Below are 17,263 nucleotides of genomic sequence, written 5' to 3' on the forward strand. Positions count from 1 at the left end.
GACCGGCAGCGGCGACGCCGTCCGCGGTCTCAATGAAAAGGAGATTCAGCGCGTACCTTTGACGAACACTTCCTTGCGTCCACGCATATGCTCGATGCGTTCGAGCAATAGGTCGAAGTCATGCGCGTTGTCGGCGGGATTCAGATGCTCGGTATCGATCGTGAGTACCGGTGCCGCCGCATAATGGTAGAAAAACTCGCTGTAGATCTCGCACAGCGCGCGCAGGTAGGCATCCGAAATCTGCAGCTCCATGGGGATCGCGCGTTTTTGAATGCGCGAGAACAGGGCTTCCGGACTGGCCTGCAGGTAGATGACCAAATCCGGAGTTCGTCGGGGCATCGCGATATGCGCGCTCAACGCGCGATACAGGGCGAGTTCGTCGTCGGCCAGGGTCAGCCGCGCGAACAATGCATCCTTTTCCGGCAGGAAGTCGGCAATCAGCGAGGCACCGCCGATCTCCTGTTGGGCGATATCGCGCATCTCGTCGACCCGCTCGAGCAGGAATGCGAGTTGGGCCGGCAGCGCAAAGCGTGCGCTGTCGCGATAGAAACGCTCGAGAAACGGGTTGCTGGCGGGGTCTTCGAGCCGGATCTGATGACCGCCGAGTTCGGCGAGTTTGCGCGCCAGCGATGTCTTGCCCGCGCCGATCGGCCCCTCGATCACCACGTAGCGGTAGCGTGCGGGTATCGTCTGTCTCATGGTAGCAAGTTCGAAATGGACTTCGCGCTACTTCGTATTTGCGGCGCGCTTGTTCGGACAGCAGCATAGCGCTACCCGTTCGATACGCTGGTCCGCCACGCCGGCGAGCAGATCGGTCACTCGTCCGTGACCGGGGATTTCCAGCTCCGGGCGCAGGTCGTTGAGCGGTAAAAGGACGAATGCGCGCGCGGCGATGCGCGGATGTGGCACGGTCAGGTCGGTGTCGTTGATGTGCTCTTCGCCGTACAGCAGTACGTCCAGATCGAGCGTGCGCGGAGCATGCTTATACGGGCGCTCGCGGCCGAAGTGCTGCTCGATGTCCAGGCACAGGCGCAACAATTGGTGGGCGGACAGGCGAGTCTCCAGCGCGACCACGCAGTTATAGTAATCGGCGCCGTCGGCATCGACCGGCGCGCTGTGATAGAGGTGGGAGCGAGCCACGATGGTGACGCCAGCCTGCTGGGCCAGACAGACTACTGCGTCTTTGAGGGTTTGACGGGCGTCGCCCAGATTGGCGCCGAGCCCTACATAAGCCACCGTCATGAGGAGCTTCCTGTATCTCGCTGAACCGATGATACCGGTTCGGCGGCATTTTCGCTGGCGTCGCCTTTGTTGCGCGGCCGGCGGGGCCGTCGGCGGCGCTTGGCCGGTGCGGCGCCCGTCGAGGAATGCGCCAGCAGCGATTCGCGCGCGGCGTTGTCGCCGGCGATGAAATCAGTCCACCACTGGCCGAGTTCGGGTGGCAGCTCCCCCGACTCGCAGCGCAGCAGCAGGAAGTCGTAACCGGCGCGAAAACGCGGATGCTCGAGCAGGCGGAACGGCGTGCGCCCGACCCGCTTCTCGAGGCGCGACTGCAGCCCCCAGATATCCTTCATGTCGGCCGTAAAGCGCCGCTGGATCGCAAGCTTTTCGGTTTGTGCATCGAGCACGTCGTTCATCGCCAGATGCAGGGCGGGAATCGGGTACTCGCCGCTGGTCTGATAGGCTCGCCACTTTTCCAGCACCAGGTGCCACAGCAGCGCGGCAAACAGGAATCCTGGCGACACCGGTTTGCCGGCGCGAATGCGGGTGTCGGTGTTGGTCAGTGCCAGCGCGACGAATTTCTCGCCCATCGGCTGCTCCAGCACGACATCGAGCAGCGGCAGCAGGCCATGATGCAGGCCCTCGGTGCGCAGGCGCTGCACGCAGGGCCAGGCATGGCCGCACAGCAGCAATTTGAGCATTTCGTCGAACAGACGCGCGGCCGGCACGTTATCGATCAAGGGCGCCAGCGCCTCGATCGGCGCGCGGGTGGCCGGATCGATGCTGAATTCGAGCTTGGCGGCGAAGCGCACCACGCGCAGCATGCGCACCGGATCTTCGCGGTAGCGCGTGGTCGGATCGCCGATCATGCGCATGACGCGAGCGCGAATGTCTTCCCAGCCGTGGTGGTAGTCGTGCACCGTTTGCGTGGCCGGGTCGTAGTACATCGCGTTGACGGTGAAGTCGCGCCGGGCGGCATCCTCCTTCTGGGTGCCCCACACGTTGTCGCGCAGGACTCGGCCGCTCTGGTCGGTCACGTGCGTCTTGCGATCGAGTTCGCCGCGTTTCGGCCGGTGCGCACCGATTTTCTCGCTGTCCTGCGCGTCGACTTGCGCGCGAAACGTCGATACCTCGATGATTTCGTTGCCGAACTGCACGTGCACGATCTGAAAGCGCCGGCCGATAATGCGGGCGCGCCGGAACAGGCGCTGCACCTGCTCGGGCGTGGCACTGGTGGCTACATCGAAGTCCTTCGGCGCGACGCCCAGCAGCAGATCGCGCACCGCGCCGCCGACGATGAACGCCTGATAGCCGGCTTGCTGCAGCGTGTCGGTCACACGTACCGCATTGCGTGAAATCAGGCCCGGGTCGATACCATGGGTGGCTTGCCCGATGACGTTGGGCTGCGTCGCGAGCGGTTCGGGCGAATCGTCCGAATCGTCCTTGCCGAGCAGCCGGTTGATGAGCTTTTTGATCATTGGAACAGCTCGATGATCGGCCAGCCGCGCTGCTGAGCGGCGGTGCGCAAGGTGTCGTCCGGGTTGGTCGCGATCGGATCGGTCACTTTTTCCATCAAAGGGATGTCGTTGGCCGAGTCGCTGTAAAAATAGCTGCGCTCGAAATCGGACCAGCGCTTGCCGAGTTGGCTCAGCCATTGCTCGGTTCGCACGATTTTGCCCTCCCGGAAACTGGGGGTGCCAAGGTAGTCGCCGCTGAATCTGGCATTCGGATTGCCGTCGACGGTCGCCGGCTCGGTTGCGATCAGGTGTTCGACGCCCAGCTGCCTGGCGATCGGCCGCGTCACGAAACTATTGGTAGCGGTGACGATGGCGCACAGATCCCCGGCGCTACGGTGCTTGTCGAGCAGCGCCAGCGCGGACGGCAGGATCGCGGGGAGGATCACCTCCTGCATGAACTGGTCGTGCCAGGCGTCGAGCTGCGCGCGCGAATACTGGGACAACGGCGCCAGCGCAAAGCGCAGGAACGCCGGCATATCCAGCGTGCCTGCCCGATAGTCGGCATAAAACGCTTCATTTGCCTGAGCGTAGGCTACCTTGTCGACGGCGCCGATACGCACCAGGAAACGTCCCCATTCCTTGTCGCTATCGGTCGGCAGGAGGGTGTGATCGAGATCAAAGAGGGCTAGATTATTCATGTGGTGCGATTTTACCCGAAGGCGCCGCGTCATGAGTCGCCGTCGCGCCTTCGGCGGACGACTGGGTCAACATACGTCGCAGCAAGGGAAGTGTGACGGCGCGTTTCTGTTCCAGCGAAAAGCGATCGAGCGCATCGAGCAGGGCCATCAGGCTCGGCATGTCGCGGCGAAAATGCGTCAGTAAATAGGCCGGCACGTCTTCGCTCAAGACCAGTCCCCGTTCGCGCGCCGCCGTCTGAAGTGCCAGCGTCTTGCCGGCGTCGTCGAGCGCGGCGAGCTGAAATACCAGGCCCCAACCAAGACGTGTACGCAAATCCTCGCGCACCGGCGCGGTGAGCGGCGGCGTGCTGCCGCTGGCCACGAATGCGCAGTGCGGCCGGGCTCGCACTTCGTTGAACAGGTTGAAAGCGGCAATCTGCTGGGTCGGTGACAGCGTGTCGCAATCGTCGACACAGTAGATGCGGGTCGCGTCGTCGAAGGCAAAAGCAGCCAGCGGGGTGTGCGGCATCAACAGGCGCGCGGCCTGACTGGCGTGACATAACGCGTGCAGCAGGTGCGTGCGCCCGCAGCCGGGTTCGCCCCACAGGTAGATGCTGCGATCGGCAGCCCTGCCGGCCTCGAGTGCGGCGGGTAATCCATCGAGCAGGGCAACGGCCTCGCGGTTGGCACCGATGATGAAGTTATCGAACGTCGCCGGCGGGGGCGTGCCGAGATCGAGAAGCAGTTGTTGATTCACAGGCGAGTCAGCTTAATTCTTGTAAAAAGTGCTGCTGAGGTAGGCACGGCGTACCTGCCGGCTGGCTGTCATCAGAATGGCGCTGACGGGCAGTGCCAGCAGGACGCCGAAAAACCCAAAAAGCTGGCCGAAGGCCAGCAACGCGAAAATGACCGCCAGCGGGTGCAGGCCGATCCGCTCGCCCACCAGCCTTGGGGTCAGGTAGAAACTTTCCAGCACCTGCCCGATGCCATAAATGACCGCGACCGCCGCGAACCCGTAAAAATCACCGAACTGTAGCAGAGCCGCCAGTAAAGCCAGCACCAAACCGGTGCCGAAGCCGATATATGGAATGAAAACCGCCAGGCCGGTGAAAATCCCCACCGGCAAAGCGACGTCGAAGCCGGCGATCGCGAGGCACACGGAGTAGTAGATTGCCAGCACGCCCATCACCAGCAACTGCCCGCGCAAGTACTGCGAGAGAACCTGATTGATATCGACGACCATCTCCATGGTGCGCTCGAGCCAGCGACGCGGGATGAATTGCCTTACCCGGCGCAGAATGTCGTGCCAATCGTAGAGCAGGTAGAAGAGCACGAGCGGCACCATGATCAGGTTGCTCACCAGGGTAAGGGCGACGTTGCCGCTGGTGCGCAGTGAGGCGAGCACCTGCTTGAGAATCGCCTCGGTGCTGCCGGCGAACTGGTCCGTGAGAAATTGCTTGATACCGGGGAAATCGAAGCTGAGGTTGATGCCCAACTCCGACAGCCGCGGCGCGAGCGACTCGTTCAGCTTGGCCAGCAGCGCCGGGATTTGCTCGCGCAATTGCGGCCCTTCCTTCTGCACGGCCGCGATCACGAGCAAGGCCAGCAGCGTGAGCACCACCAGCAGCGCCAGGATCATAAGAAGGGCGGCCAGCCCGCGCGGCACGCGATGGCGATGGAGCCAGTCGCAGCCCGGATAGAGCATATAGGCAAAGATCGCGCCGAGCAGAAACGGCGTGAGAATCGGTCCCAGAAAATAAAACAGGACCCCGAGCGCAAACGCTACACCGAACCAAAGAATTGCCTGGCGCTGATAGGTCGTGAGTCCTGCGGATTGGTTCATCGTGCGGAATTCCTTTTCAACTCGCCAGAAACAAGGCCGGGGGAGCCGCCATCGGGTAAAATCGCCATTTTACAGAAGCGCGAAGCATCCTCATCATGACACACCCTAGCCAATCCTCCGGCCTTTCCTACCGCGACGCGGGCGTCGACATCGAGGCCGGCGACGCGTTGGTCGAAGCAATCAAGCCGTTCGCCAAAAAAACCTTGCGCGATGGCGTGCTGGGTGGCATCGGCGGCTTCGGCGCGTTATTCGAGGTGCCGAAAAAGTACCGCGAGCCCGTGCTGGTCTCGGGTACCGACGGCGTCGGCACCAAGCTCAAGCTGGCCTTTCACCTGAACAAACATGACACGGTCGGCCAGGATTTAGTTGCCATGAGCGTCAACGATATTCTGGTGCAGGGCGCCGAGCCGCTGTTTTTCCTCGATTATTTCGCCTGCGGCAAGCTCGACGTGCAAACCGCGGCCACCGTGGTCAAGGGCATTGCGCAAGGTTGTGAGCTGGCCGGCTGCGCGTTGATCGGCGGCGAAACCGCCGAAATGCCGAGTATGTATCCGGACGGCGAATACGATCTGGCCGGGTTTGCCGTCGGCGCGGTCGAAAAGAGCAAGATCATCAACGGCAGTACGATTGCCCCGGGCGACGTGGTGCTGGGCCTGGCCTCCAGTGGCGCGCATTCGAATGGCTACTCGCTGGTGCGCAAGATCATCGAAGTCGCGCAACCCGATCTGAACGCCGATTTTCACGGTGCGCCGCTGCGCGATGTGCTGATGGCGCCGACCCGGATTTATGTCAAGCCGTTGCTCGCGTTGATGCAGACGTTGACGGTCAAGGGCATGGCCCACATTACCGGCGGCGGGCTGGTGGAAAATATCCCGCGCGTGCTGGGCGAGGATCTGTGCGCCGAATTGCAGCGCGATGCCTGGACGATGCCGCCGCTGTTCCAGTGGCTGCAGCAGCACGGCAAGGTCGCCGATGCCGAAATGAATCGGGTTTTCAATTGCGGCATTGGCATGGCCGTGATCGTGGCTGCCGACGATGCGCAGCAGGCGCAAGCGCAACTGCAGGCCGCGGGTGAAACGGTCTACCGCCTGGGCGTGATTCGCGCCCGCGCGGACGGCGAGGCGCAGACGATCGTACGATAGCGCTCGCCGGCGTACTGCCGATCGCATCCGGGCGTCGAGCTTGCGGCTCGACGCCTTTTTTATCGGCCTGCGGCCTTGTACCTCCGCTTGTCCTCGTACATGGCCGAATCGGCCTGGGCGAGCAGGTGTTCGATGGACAACCGGCTTTCCGGGGCGAGCTGGATCTGGCCGACGCTAAAGCGGATTGCGTACCCCTGCGGCTGCGCTTCGTCGCCAGACGCCAGGGTTTTGCGCAGGCGCTCGATCAACGCGGAAATTTCGATGCTCCGCGCATTGGTGAGCACCGCCGCGAATTCATCGCCGCCAGACGCCCGATGACGTCGCTCTCGCGTAGAGCGCTGCGCAGCGCGGCGGCGAAGGTTTTCAACGCGCGATCGCCTTCGGCATGACCGAAGGTGTCGTTGATCGACTTGAAATCATTCAGATCGAAAAACAGCAACGAGGCGGGCATTGCCATGCGACGGCCGACATCCAGCGCGTGCTGGGCAAGTGCCTGGAATCCCCGTCGATTGGACAGGCCAGTCAACTCGTCCGTGGTCGCCATCTGCAGCGCGCTCAACTCTTGCTCCGCCATGTGGGCCAGGTCGCGCAATAATTCGCGCTCCTCTTCGTCCAGTTTGCGGGGTTTGACGTCGAGCAGGCAAAGCGTGCCGATCTTGCAGCCGTTGGCGACCGCCAGCGGGCAGCCGGCGTAGAAGCGAATGCCGGGATCGCGCGTAACCAACGGATTGTCGTGGAATCGCTCGTCGCTGAGTGCGTCGGGAATCATCAAGATATCGTCGCCCAGGATCGCGTGGCCGCAAAACGAAATATCGCGGGGAGTCTCGCTTGCTGAAAGCCCGTCGTTGGATTTGAACCACTGGCGATTGGTATCGACCAAACTGACCAATGCGATAGGCACGCCAAAGAGCTTCTTTGCCAACCGGGTCAGGCGATCGAAACGCTCTTCTGCCGGAGTATCGAGAATTTGCAGCGAGTGCAGTGTTTCTATGCGAGTCGTTTCGTCGGCGGGGCGGGCTGGTGTGAGCATGGGGTCGTCCGTTGTGCTGATGGTTTTTATTCTAGTACAACGCCGCAACCGTCCCGGCGCCTAATCCCGCCAATGCGCCCGCGCGTGCGCCAGTACCTGCGCCGGGACGTCGGAGCCGACACAATCGATCACGATCCGCTCGGAAATGCTGCGCAACCAAGTCAGTTGGCGCTTGCACAGTTGCCGGGTAGCGAACACGCCCTTGTCGCGGAAGGTGGCGTAGTCGGTCTCGCCGTTCAGATATTCCCAGGCTTGCCGGTAGCCCACGCAGCGCATCGACGGCAGGCCAGGATGAAGATCGCCGCGTTGTTTGAGGCCGGCGACTTCATCGACGAAGCCACTGGCCAGCATGGCGTCGAAGCGCGCCGCAATGCGCTCGTGCAGAACGCTGCGCACCGAAGGTTCGAGGGCGATCGGAATGAAACGGCGATGCGTTGATCCCGGAGCCGGACGATCCTGGGCCAACCACGCGGATAGCGGCTTGCCGCTCAGTTCGAAAACTTCAAGCGCACGCTGGATGCGTTGCGCGTCGTTAGGTGCCAGGCGCAGGGCAGTTGCGGCATCAACTTCGGCAAGCCGCGCGTGCAGGGCCGGCCAGCCGAGTTGGGCGGCTTGTTCATCGAGTCGGGCGCGAACCGACGCGTTGGCCGCCGGCAAGGAATTCAATCCCTCGGCCAGTGCCTTGTAGTAGAGCATGGTGCCGCCGACCAGCACTGGATGCCTGCCGCGCGCCACAATCTCGTCGATCAGGCGCAGGGCGTCGTCGCGGAATTGCGCGGCCGAGTAAGCATCGGCCGGATCGATGATGTCGATCAGGTGGTGCGGCACGCGCTCGCGCTCTTCGGCGCTCGGCTTGGCGGTGCCGATGTCCATGCCGCGATACACCAGCGCCGAGTCGACGCTGATGATCTCGATCGGCGCATGCTCGGCGAGCGCCAGTGCCGCCGCGGTCTTGCCGGAGGCGGTCGGACCCAGCAGGCAAAGAATGGGGGGGCGAGCGAGGTGGTTCATCGAGCGGCATGCGGCACGGTATTACCGGCCGCGCATGAAAAGCTTGTCGAGATCCGCCAGGGTGAGCTGGTACCAGGTCGGCCGGCCATGATTGCACTGATCGGCGCGCTCGGTGGCTTCCATTTGCCGCAGCAACCCGTTCATTTCTTCCAGCGTCAGCCGGCGATTGGCGCGCACCGCGCTGTGGCATGCCAGCGTGCCGAGCAGCTCGTGCTGGCGCTCGGTCAGCACTCGCGAGCCGCCATAGTTGCGCAGGTCGGCCAGCACGGCACGCGCCAGGGCTTGCGCATCGGCGCCATCGAGCAGGGCAGGAATGGCTCGCACGGCCAGCGTCGTGGGCGACAGAACGGCGAGATCGAACCCCAGTGCGGCGAGCGTATCGCGATGTTCCTCCACCGTGCCGATTTCAACCGGATCGGCGAAGAACGTGACCGGGATCAGGAGCGGCTGGACCGGGACCTCGCGCGCGCCGAGGGCCTGTTTGAATTGCTCGTACAAGATGCGTTCGTGAGCTGCGTGCATGTCGACCAGCACCAGTCCCTGGGCATTTTGAGCCAGGATGTAGATGCCGTGCAGTTGCCCGAGGGCAAAACCGAGCGGTTGCGCGTGCTGGTCGGCGGCATTCGCCAGCGCCGAATCGCCGCGCTCGGCGAGTGCGGCTGGCGGTATGTCGGCCGTCGGGCCGATGGGCGCCGCGCGTCCGAACAGGGCATCGTAGGCAGCCAGCGGCTGCGCTACCGGCAAGGCCCGCTGCTGCATGGGTTGCGGCACCCAAGGGCGATGGCTGGACAACGGATTGGCCGACTTGCCGTAGGCCGGCTCCAGCCCGCCTGCAGCGGCCGGTTGCGCGGCGTGTGTCGCGCCGCCGGCACCGGCAGCGCGCGCCAGGGTTCGCTGGACCGCATGAAAGACAAACTGATGGATGCCGCGGGCATCGCGAAAGCGCACCTCGATTTTCGAGGGGTGTACATTGACGTCCACCAATTGCGGCGGTAATTCCAGGTACAGCACGTAAGCCGGAAAGCGCTCTCCGTGCAGCACGTCTTCATAGGCGGCGCGCACGGCGTGGGTGAGCAGCTTGTCGCGCACGAAACGGCCATTGACGAAAAAATATTGCTGGTCGGCGCGCCCCCGGCTGGCCGTGGGCAAACCGGCGAAACCGCGCAGGCCAAGCTCTGCCGCCTGCTCGTCAATCGGCAGATGCGCATCGGCAAAAGCCTCGCCGAGCACGCGGGTCACGCGCTGCGCCGGCGTTGCGATGTTCCAGTGTTCGACCACGCGGCCATTGTGCTGCACCGAGAAGGCCACGTCGGGCCGCGCCAGCGCGCTGCGCCGAATGACATCGAGGCAATGGCCAAACTCGGTCTGCTCGCTTTTTAGGAATTTACGCCGCGCCGGGGTGTTGAAATAGAGATCGCGCACATCCACCGTGGTCCCGACGCCGCCGGCGGCGGGCTGCAGCACGCCCGTATGACCGTCGATCGCGGTGGCGTGCGGCGCGCCCTGCTGACGGCTGGTGAGCGTCAGTTGCGCGACCGACGCTATCGAGGCCAGCGCTTCACCGCGAAAACCGAGCGACAGCACCGATTCCAATTCATCCAGCGAGCGAATTTTGCTCGTCGCGTGACGCGTCAATGCCAGCGGCAATTGCTCGACCGGAATGCCGCCGCCGTCGTCGGCCACCACGATGCGCCGCACCCCGCCTTCATCGAGCTTGATCTGCAGTTGCGCGGCTCCGGCGTCCAGGGCGTTTTCCAGCAGCTCCTTGACGACCGATGCGGGACGTTCGACGACCTCGCCGGCTGCGATCTGACTGATGAGTTGGTCCGGCAAAACACGGATCTCACGTGTTGCGACGGTCGGAATCGGGGTGGAATTGACGGCTGACATGGAACCATTATAAAGCGCCGCGTCGAATGTACGCAGGAGCGCGGTGCCGACGGGATGGCTGGTGGTATCATGGCGCGCGAGCGCTTCGGCGTGGCCCCGCGCGACAATCATTAAGGAACGAACTTGGATACATTGCTGCATCTGCTCGGTATGGTGCTCCATATCGACCAACACCTTCATGACTTTATCGCAGCGTACGGTGCCTGGGTCTATGTGTTGCTGTTCGTGATCGTATTTGCCGAAACCGGCCTGGTGGTGGCGCCGTTTCTGCCGGGAGACTCCCTGCTGTTCGTCGGCGGCGCGCTTGCCGCCACCGGAGCGATGGATGGCTGGATGCTGGGAGGTTTGCTGTTCATTGCCGCAGTGACGGGCAACACACTGAACTACATGATCGGTGGCTATATCGGGCCCAAGGTGTTCGAGCACAACTGGCGTTTTCTCGATCAGAACGCCTTGCGCATTACCCATGAGTTCTATGAGCGCCACGGTGGCAAAACGGTCGTGCTGGCGCGTTTCATTCCGGTGGTTCGCACCTTTGCGCCTTTCGTTGCCGGCGTGTCGGGGATGTCGATGCGTCGTTTCCAGATCTACAATATGCTCGGCGCGCTGGCCTGGGTCGCGCTATTGGTGGGCGCCGGCTACTTGTTCGGCAATTTGCCGGTGGTCAAGCAATACCTCAATGTGATTGTGCTCATCGGCATCAGCGCCGCGGTCGTGCCGTTGGCGCTCGGTGGGTTGTGGCGTTTGCTGGTCAAGCGGCGTTCGGTCTCTCAAAACCGCTGAGCGGCGAGGCAAATGTTTCAGAGGGGCGGCGGCCGATCTGGCCGCCGCTTTCGTTTTATGCGGTCGGGTTTCTCGACAGCGGCGGGTGAGCCGCGAAATAGGCCTTGATGCCATGCAGCAGCGCATCGGCCATTTCTTCCTGGTATTCGCTCGTATTGAGTTTTGCCTCTTCTTCCGGGTTGCTGATGAATGCCGTCTCAACCAGCACCGAGGGGATATCCGGCGCCTTGAGCACGGCAAAGCCGGCTTGCTCGACGCGGCCGCTGTGTAGCTTGTTGATCTTGGCGATGGTGTGCAGCAAGTCGCTGCCAAAGCGCTTGCTGTCGCGAATCTGCGCGGTGGTCGACATATCCAGCAGCGCATGGGCGACGACTTTGTCGCTGGTTTTGATGTCGACGCCGCCGATCCGGTCGGATTCGTTTTGGGTGGTTGCCAGAAAACGCGCGGCGGCGCTGGTGGCGCCGCGCTCGGACAGCGCGAAGACCGATGAGCCACGCGCCTCGGGGGTTGTGAACGCATCGGCGTGAATCGATACGAATAGATCGGCATCGACGCGCCGTGCCTTTTGCACACGAACATATAGCGGCACGAAGAAATCGGAGTCGCGCGTCATCATGACCCGCATGTTCGGCTGGGCATTGATCTTGTCGCGCAGGCGCTTGCCGATCTGCAGTACGACGTGCTTCTCGTAGGAGCCGCGATGACCGATGGCGCCGGGGTCTTCCCCGCCGTGACCGGGGTCGAGCGCGATCGTCAGCAAACGCGTGGTGCGGCCGCGCCGCGTCGAAGGCTTGTCGACGCTGTCGTGCGAGCCGCCGCGCTGGTCCCGTTGCGCGAGTATCTCTGGGGTTCGATCGGACTTGGGGCGCTCGCCCAGGTCGCGGTGAGGTTCGGTGGTGCCGGAGCCGTTTTGCGCGTAGCGCTGAAAAAATGCCTCGGTGCTGTCCTGGTCGCTCGCATCGTTCTGGTTTTTTTGCTGCTTCATCGCCAGCGCCTGTTCCTTGCGCTCGCTTTGCTTGAGCAACTCCATCAGCGGATCGGGAGGCACCGCCGGGTATAGGTCGAACACCGTTCGATAGCGATAGCCAGCGACCGGCGCCAACGTGAAAGATTGCGGTTTGACAGCGGCCTTCAGATCGAACACCAGACGCACCACGTTGGGTTTGAATTGTCCGACGCGTACCTGACTGATCTGTGGATCGTTCGGATTGATCTTGGCGACGAGATCGCGCAACGTCGCGTTCATCTGCAGGCCATCGAGATCAATCACGAAGCGATAGGGATTTTCTACCAGATCTTGCTGAAAGGTGATTGGGGTATCGGTCTCGAGGGTAACGCGAGTGTAATCTTTGGCGGGCCACACCCGTACCGCCATGATCGTGGTTGCCTGTGCCGCGCGCGTGCCGGCCAGCGCCAGCACGAGCGTCGACGCGCCGGTGCGCAGCACCCGGCGGCGGCCCGGATCGCTCGGCGCGGTATGGTCGGTACGACGATATTTATTGATTAGCATTGGTCAAGAACAGCGTTGCCTTTAGGTGTGCATGCGACAGCCGTCAGACGTCGCCCTGAGCCTGCCGGTTCCAATTTCAGCGTGAGATCGGGCACCCCGAGCAGTCTGCCGGCTTTCTCTGGCCATTCGATCAGGCAAAGCGCATTGCCCGTGAAGTGGTCGCGAAAACCCGCGTCATGCCACTCGGCAGGATCCGCAAAGCGATATAGATCGAAATGATAGACCTCCAATCGACCTTTGGGAAAGGCGATGTTGTATGGTTCACACAGTGTGTAGGTCGGGCTGCGCACCCGGCCGGTGTAGCCCAGCGCGCGCAGCAGCGCGCGCACCAGCGTCGTTTTTCCGGCACCGAGGTCACCCGACAGATGCACCTGAAGACCTCCGCCTAGCCGTGCCGCGACGGCTTGCGCCAGACGCGCGGCAAACGCCTCGGTGGCATGTTCGTCGGGCAGATTGAATTGTTTTGTCGCGGCGGCGGAAGCAGGCATTGCGTACAATCGAGTCAAATGAACGGGTCACAAACACTCACATCGGCGCATGCATCCGATTCGCTTGAACCGGCTCTCCCGGATAGCCCGGAGGGCTTGGCGCGACTGTCTGCGCGAATCAAACGATGGGGCCATGAACTCGGATTCGGCGCGATCGGTGTCAGCGACGTCGATCTGCACGCGGCCGAGGCGGGCCTGTTGTCGTGGCTCGAGCAGGGGTGTCAGGGTGACATGGATTATATGGCCAATCATGGCCTCAAGCGTGCGCGGCCTGCGGAATTGGTGCCCGGCACCGTGCGCGTCATCAGCGCGCGCATGGACTACCTGCCTGAGGCACCGGCAACTACAACGACCGCGGCGGCGCGCGACTGGCGGCAGGTCGAACTGGCGCGTCAGGAGGAGCCCGTCGCGGCAGTGGTATCGGTTTATGCGCGCGGACGCGATTATCACAAGCTCATGCGCCAGCGCCTGCAACAGTTGGCCGATCGCATAGCCGCCGAAATCGGACCGTTCGGCTATCGCGTATTTACCGACTCGGCGCCGGTGCTGGAAGTCGAGTTGGCACAAAAGGCCGGGCTCGGCTGGCGTGGCAAGCACACCCTGTTGCTCTCCCGCACTGCCGGATCGATGTTCTTCCTTGGCGAAATCTATGTCGATCTTCCGCTGCCGGTCGATGCGGCAGACGAGAATGGCGCACATTGTGGTCATTGCGAGCGTTGCCGGCAGGCATGTCCGACCGGCGCAATCGTGGCGCCCTACCGGGTCGATGCGCGGCGCTGCATCTCCTACCTGACGATCGAGCACAAGGGCTCGATTCCGCACGAGTTGCGGCCGTTGATGGGAAACCGCGTGTACGGCTGCGACGACTGCCAGCTGGTATGCCCGTGGAACAAGTTCGCGCAGCGCTCGCCGTTGCCCGATTTCGCCGTGCGGCATGATTTGGACGACGTCACGCTGGCGGCGCTTTTCGCATGGTCCGAGGCCGAATTTCTGGAGCGCATGGCGGGCAGCGCGATTCGCCGGATCGGCCATGAACGCTGGTTGCGCAACATCGCGGTGGCGTTGGGCAACGGCTTGCGGGCCACCGGGGACGACACTCTGCGCCAGGCGTTGCGTGCGCGCGCCGATGACCCGTCGGCGCTGGTGCGCGAGCATGTCGCATGGGCGCTGGCACAGGATCCGATGTTGATGTCGCGGTAACCACGGCGGCGTAAAATCCGGGTAGCTGACGATAGCGCGTGAGGAATGAAGCGGTGATGCAATTCAATGCAGTGATCGAAGTGCCGTTCGGCAAGGTGGGCATTCGCACCGGCGCCGGCTGCGTCGAGGAGATCGTCTACGTGCCGGAGAGCATGCGCTCGGCAGCACCGCAGGATGCGCTGGCCGAACGTGCCGCCCGTCAGATCGAAGCGTACGTCGACGATCCCGGCTTCGTCTTCGACCTGCCGCTCAAGCCGGTTGGCACGGCATTTCAGCAAAAAGTCTGGCAGGCCATCTGCACGATTCCGGCCGGACGGGTGCTGACCTACGGGCAACTCGCCAAGCAGATACGGACCGCGCCGCGTGCGCTCGGGCAAGCGTGCGGCGCCAATTATTTCCCGCTGGCGATCCCGTGTCATCGCGTGGTGTCATCGAGCGGGCTGGGCGGATTTGCCAATCACGATGCCGACGGCTACTTTCTGGCGATCAAGCGGTGGTTGCTGCGGCACGAAGGCGTGATGCTGATATGAGCGATGCGCTATCCGCCAGCCTTGCGCTGACCGATACGTTCTGCGACACGCTGTGGCTCGAGGACGGACTGTCGCGCAATACGCTGGATGCTTACCGGCGCGACTTGCGCCTGTTCGCGCAATGGCTGGTCGAAGACCGCCAACTGGCGCTCGACCAGGTTCAGGAGGCCGATCTGCGCGCTTATCTGGCATTTAACAGGAACGGCAAAGCCACCAGCGCCAACCGGCGCCTCTCGGTGTTCAAGCGCTTTTACCAATGGGCGTTGCGCGAACGCAGCGTGAGTGCCGACCCCTGCTTGAATGTGCACGCGGCCAGGCAGGCGCCCCGTTTTCCCAAGACGCTGAGCGAGGCGCAGGTCGAGGCCTTGCTCGGTGCGCCCGATGTCGACACCCCTCTGGGCCTGCGCGATCGCACGATGCTGGAGCTGATGTATGCCAGCGGTTTGCGCGTGTCGGAACTGGTGCAGCTCAAGTCGGTGGAGGTCGGACTCAACGAAGGTGTACTGCGCATTTTCGGCAAGGGCGCCAAAGAGCGGCTGGTGCCGTTCGGCGCGCAGGCGCATGAGTGGATTGCCCGCTATCTGGCCGAGGGGCGCCCGGCATTGCTGGGTGCGCGATGGTGCGACACACTGTTCGTCACGCAGCGCGGCGAGGGCATGACGCGCCAGGCGTTCTGGTACATCATCAAGCGCTACGCGTCGCAGGCCGAGATTCGCGCGCCGCTCTCGCCCCACACGCTGCGGCACGCGTTTGCCACGCACCTGCTCAATCACGGCGCGGACTTGCGCGTGGTTCAACTGCTGCTCGGGCATGCCGATATTTCCACCACCCAAATCTACACACACGTCGCGCGCGAGCGGCTCAAGATCCTGCACGGCAAGCATCATCCCCGCGGGTGAGCCAGACCGGCCGGGATCCTGGCCAAACTCACAGCAGGTCGCGCAGCCTGTGTTTGAGTATCTTGCCGGTTGCCGCGGCTGGCAGGCGCTCGACGATACGAATTTCGGCGGGGCGCTTGTAGGGCGCCAGGCGTTCGCTGGCCCAGGCCCCGAGTGCCGCTTCGTCTGCCAGCGCCGGGGCGCCAGGCTTGAGCTCGACGAACGCCACGACCTCCTCGTTACCCTCCACCGGACGGCCGATCACGGCCGACTGCAGCACGGCCGGATGGCTGTTGAGCGCCTGCTCGACTTCGGCCGGATAGACATTGAAGCCCGAACGGATGATCAACTCTTTGCGACGCCCGACGATGTGCAGGTTGCCGTGCTCGTCGAAGCGCGCCATATCGCCGGTTTTCAGCCAGCCATCGGCGCTCAGCGCGGCCCGGGTCTGCGCCGGGTCGCGGTAGTAGCCCAGCATGACGTTGGGACCCCGTACCCATAGTTCGCCGATCTGTGCGTCGCCATCGGCCAGACGCGCCTCGACGCCGGGGATGAGCGGTCCCACCGAGCAGTCGGTGCACGGCGCGTCGAGCCGGGTCTGGGAAATCGTCGGACTGCTTTCGGTCATGCCGTAGCCGTTGTGCAGCGGCAGGCCGTAGCGCGCCTCGGCGCGCGCCTTCAGCGTTTGGTCGAGCGGTGAGCCGCCGGAATAGATAAAGCGTAATCGCGGCGCGTCCAACGGGCGTTGCTGCGCGTCCAGGTGTTCCAGCAGCTTGGCATGCATGGCCGGCACCCCCTGGAAGATCGTGACTCCCTCGTTTGCCAGCGCATGCAGCACGCGGGCCGGGTCGAAACGCGGCACCAGCCGCAGCGTGCCGCCGGCGTAGAGGGTACCCAGGCATACCGAGGCAAGTCCATAGACATGCGAGATCGGCAGCACGGCGTACACCCGATCGTTGCCGGTGACGCGCCGCAGCAAGCTCGATACCGCAGCGATGAACAGCAGGTTACGGTGCGACAGCATCACCCCCTTGGGGTGACCCGTGGTGCCCGTCGTATAGATCAGTGCCGCGCATTGTTGAGCGGGGTCGGGCGAGGTCGGTTCCGGCACACAGTCGAGATTGAGCGGGCCGAGCGCCACCTGGCCGGTGCCGAGATCGGCCCATTCGGCCGGCGTTGCCTGATGACGCTGCGCGTGAGCGAGTGCGTCCGGCGAGATTCCGGTTGTGTAGAGCGTCAGCCGCGCCCGCGCGTGCGATTGGATGGCATCGATCTCGGCGGCTGACAGGCGTGCGTTGGCGACCAACGACCAGGCGCCCAGATTTGACGTGGCCAGCAACAGGATCACCAGCGCCGCGCAGTTTTCGTTGACGAGCATGACACGATCGCCCGGGCGTACGCCCGCCTCGCGCAGCCGCTCGCTGACTGCGTCGACGGCTGCGGCCAATTGGCCATAAGTGAGTTCGCGTTCGTCCTCGCGCAACGCTGGGCGCTCGGGCGCCACGGCGGCGATGCGATGCGCAAGTTGCCCGATACGGGGCGGCAGGGCGGCCAGCAGGGCAGGGATGTCGTCAAGCATCTGGGCGGGATCGGGCGCACGCAT

General features: G+C 63.5%; 16 protein-coding genes and 1 pseudogene. 5 read left to right on the top strand and 12 right to left on the bottom strand.

From position 1 onward, the window contains the following. Positions 1-45: 45 nt before the first annotated feature. From PATSB16_RS00665 to PATSB16_RS00690, 6 genes are read right to left on the bottom strand one after another with little or no spacing between them, the layout of a single operon-like run. Complete coding sequence (locus PATSB16_RS00665; protein WP_047215964.1) at positions 46-699, bottom strand: deoxynucleoside kinase; 654 nt, start codon at positions 697-699, stop codon at positions 46-48. 27 nt (positions 700-726) lie between these two features. Then, complete coding sequence (gene folK, locus PATSB16_RS00670; protein ID WP_047215965.1) at positions 727-1,242, bottom strand: 2-amino-4-hydroxy-6-hydroxymethyldihydropteridine diphosphokinase; 516 nt, start codon at positions 1,240-1,242, stop codon at positions 727-729. Further along, a complete protein-coding gene (gene pcnB / locus PATSB16_RS00675) occupies positions 1,239-2,699 on the bottom strand; it encodes a polynucleotide adenylyltransferase PcnB (RefSeq protein ID WP_047215967.1) in 1,461 nt (486 codons plus the stop codon). Before pcnB ends, folK begins: the two co-directional genes overlap by 4 nt. After that, positions 2,696-3,376, bottom strand: coding sequence for a histidinol-phosphatase (locus PATSB16_RS00680; protein ID WP_047215968.1), 681 nt, complete (start codon positions 3,374-3,376; stop codon positions 2,696-2,698). Before PATSB16_RS00680 ends, pcnB begins: the two co-directional genes overlap by 4 nt. Beyond that, positions 3,369-4,112, bottom strand: coding sequence for a DnaA regulatory inactivator Hda (gene hda, locus PATSB16_RS00685; RefSeq protein WP_047215970.1), 744 nt, complete (start codon positions 4,110-4,112; stop codon positions 3,369-3,371). The genes PATSB16_RS00680 and hda overlap by 8 nt, the downstream gene beginning before the upstream one ends. A gap of 12 nt (positions 4,113-4,124) precedes the next feature. Beyond that, positions 4,125-5,198, bottom strand: coding sequence for an AI-2E family transporter (locus PATSB16_RS00690; RefSeq protein ID WP_047215971.1), 1,074 nt, complete (start codon positions 5,196-5,198; stop codon positions 4,125-4,127). Between the two features lie 95 nt (positions 5,199-5,293). Between PATSB16_RS00690 and purM the strand changes: the two genes are divergently transcribed. Continuing rightward, positions 5,294-6,340 carry a phosphoribosylformylglycinamidine cyclo-ligase gene (purM, locus tag PATSB16_RS00695; RefSeq protein ID WP_047215972.1) on the top strand — a complete coding sequence of 349 codons (1,047 nt, stop codon included), beginning with the start codon at positions 5,294-5,296 and terminating at the stop codon, positions 6,338-6,340. A 59-nt stretch (positions 6,341-6,399) separates the two neighbouring features. Here purM and PATSB16_RS00700 read toward each other — a convergent pair. From PATSB16_RS00700 to mutL, 3 genes and pseudogenes are all read right to left on the bottom strand, one after another. Further along, positions 6,400-7,370: pseudogene (locus tag PATSB16_RS00700) on the bottom strand (sensor domain-containing diguanylate cyclase). 60 nt (positions 7,371-7,430) lie between these two features. Then, positions 7,431-8,381 (bottom strand): tRNA (adenosine(37)-N6)-dimethylallyltransferase MiaA, encoded by a 951-nt coding sequence (miaA, locus tag PATSB16_RS00705; RefSeq protein ID WP_047215973.1) that lies wholly within the window; start codon positions 8,379-8,381, stop codon positions 7,431-7,433. A gap of 21 nt (positions 8,382-8,402) precedes the next feature. Beyond that, positions 8,403-10,271, bottom strand: coding sequence for a DNA mismatch repair endonuclease MutL (mutL, locus tag PATSB16_RS00710; protein ID WP_047216822.1), 1,869 nt, complete (start codon positions 10,269-10,271; stop codon positions 8,403-8,405). A 150-nt stretch (positions 10,272-10,421) separates the two neighbouring features. Here mutL and PATSB16_RS00715 point away from each other — a divergent pair, with 150 nt between their 5' ends. Further along, positions 10,422-11,054 carry a VTT domain-containing protein gene (locus tag PATSB16_RS00715; protein WP_206093679.1) on the top strand — a complete coding sequence of 211 codons (633 nt, stop codon included), beginning with the start codon at positions 10,422-10,424 and terminating at the stop codon, positions 11,052-11,054. A gap of 55 nt (positions 11,055-11,109) precedes the next feature. On the opposite strand, the gene PATSB16_RS00720 is transcribed toward PATSB16_RS00715, so the two are convergent. Both PATSB16_RS00720 and tsaE read right to left on the bottom strand, forming a co-directional pair. After that, the gene (locus PATSB16_RS00720; RefSeq protein ID WP_047215975.1) at positions 11,110-12,564 is read right to left on the bottom strand and encodes an N-acetylmuramoyl-L-alanine amidase; all 1,455 of its coding nucleotides are present in this window, start codon (positions 12,562-12,564) and stop codon (positions 11,110-11,112) included. Further along, complete coding sequence (gene tsaE / locus PATSB16_RS00725) at positions 12,558-13,052, bottom strand: tRNA (adenosine(37)-N6)-threonylcarbamoyltransferase complex ATPase subunit type 1 TsaE (RefSeq protein ID WP_047215976.1); 495 nt, start codon at positions 13,050-13,052, stop codon at positions 12,558-12,560. Before tsaE ends, PATSB16_RS00720 begins: the two co-directional genes overlap by 7 nt. An 18-nt stretch (positions 13,053-13,070) precedes the next feature. On the opposite strand from tsaE, the gene queG reads away from it, so the two are divergent. The 3 genes from queG to xerD are packed head-to-tail and all read left to right on the top strand — an operon-like array spanning position 13,071 to position 15,681. Then, a complete protein-coding gene (gene queG / locus PATSB16_RS00730; RefSeq protein WP_047215977.1) occupies positions 13,071-14,252 on the top strand; it encodes a tRNA epoxyqueuosine(34) reductase QueG in 1,182 nt (393 codons plus the stop codon). A gap of 56 nt (positions 14,253-14,308) precedes the next feature. After that, a complete protein-coding gene (locus tag PATSB16_RS00735) occupies positions 14,309-14,782 on the top strand; it encodes a methylated-DNA--[protein]-cysteine S-methyltransferase (RefSeq protein WP_047215978.1) in 474 nt (157 codons plus the stop codon). Then, positions 14,779-15,681: a site-specific tyrosine recombinase XerD gene (gene xerD, locus PATSB16_RS00740; RefSeq protein WP_047215979.1), complete on the top strand. Its 903-nt coding sequence runs from the start codon at positions 14,779-14,781 to the stop codon at positions 15,679-15,681. Before PATSB16_RS00735 ends, xerD begins: the two co-directional genes overlap by 4 nt. A 28-nt stretch (positions 15,682-15,709) precedes the next feature. Here the strand turns inward: xerD and PATSB16_RS00745 are convergent, their stop codons facing one another. After that, positions 15,710-17,263, bottom strand: coding sequence for a class I adenylate-forming enzyme family protein (locus tag PATSB16_RS00745; RefSeq protein ID WP_047215980.1), 1,554 nt, complete (start codon positions 17,261-17,263; stop codon positions 15,710-15,712).

The organism is Pandoraea thiooxydans, assembly GCF_001931675.1.
GTDB lineage: Bacteria > Pseudomonadota > Gammaproteobacteria > Burkholderiales > Burkholderiaceae > Pandoraea > Pandoraea thiooxydans.